General features: G+C 64.2%; 1 pseudogene. It reads left to right on the forward strand.

The annotated features are described in order from the left end of the window. Nucleotides 1-78: 78 nt before the first annotated feature. A pseudogene (locus A33M_RS23340) lies at nt 79-836 on the forward strand (IS5 family transposase). The last annotated feature ends 13 nt before the right edge of the window (nt 837-849 follow it).

Genomic DNA, 849 nt, shown 5'->3' on the forward strand with positions numbered 1-849 from the left:
GTAGTACTAGGGTCCAGACCCATAAAATGATTGGCAGGCCGAGCGGCTTGTGATTCACGGTCTTCGGGAGGAGCCGTGATGAATCGAGACCTGTTCTGGCTGACCGAGGCGCAGTTCGATCGCATCCGTCCGCATCTGCCGACCGACACGCGCGGAAAGGCGCGGGTAGACGACCGTCGGGTGATCAGCGGGATCGTGCATGTCCTGAAGTCGGGAGGTCGATGGGTCGATGCCCCGGCGGAGTACGGCCCCCGGAAGACGCTCTACAATCGCTATGTGCGGTGGGCCGAAAAGGGCGTCTGGAAGAACCTCTTCCATGCGCTGGCCAGTGCGGGTGGCCCGCCGGAGCAGGTGCTGATCGACAGCTCTGCCGTCAAGGCGCATCGGTCGGCAGCCGGCGGGAAAGGGGGGAGCGGACGCAGGCGATCGGCCGTTCGCGCGGCGGCCGCACGACCAAGATCCACGCGCTGACCGACCGGCATTGCCGCCCGATCGCTTTTCTGCTCACCAGCGGCAACGTCGCCGATTGCACCGCCGGACACGACCTCCTGAAGCAGTTGTCGGACGCCTGCATCCTACACGCCGACAAGGGCTACGACTCGAACGCCATCCGACGTCAGGTCGAGGCCAACGGCACCATGCCGAACATTCCGCCGAAGGTGAACCGGCGCTGGAAGAGCACGTTCTCGCGGGTCCTCTACCGCAACCGCAACGCCATCGAGCGCATGTTCTGCAGGCTGAAGGACTTCCGCCGCGTCGCCACCCGATACGACCGCCTCGCCGTCAATTTCATGGCCGCGGTCCATATCGCTGCTATCGTCTGCTATTGGTTATGAGTCTGGACCCTAG

The sequence above is a fragment of the Rhodovulum sp. PH10 genome (genome assembly GCF_000293785.1).
Classification (GTDB): domain Bacteria; phylum Pseudomonadota; class Alphaproteobacteria; order Rhizobiales; family Xanthobacteraceae; genus Rhodoplanes.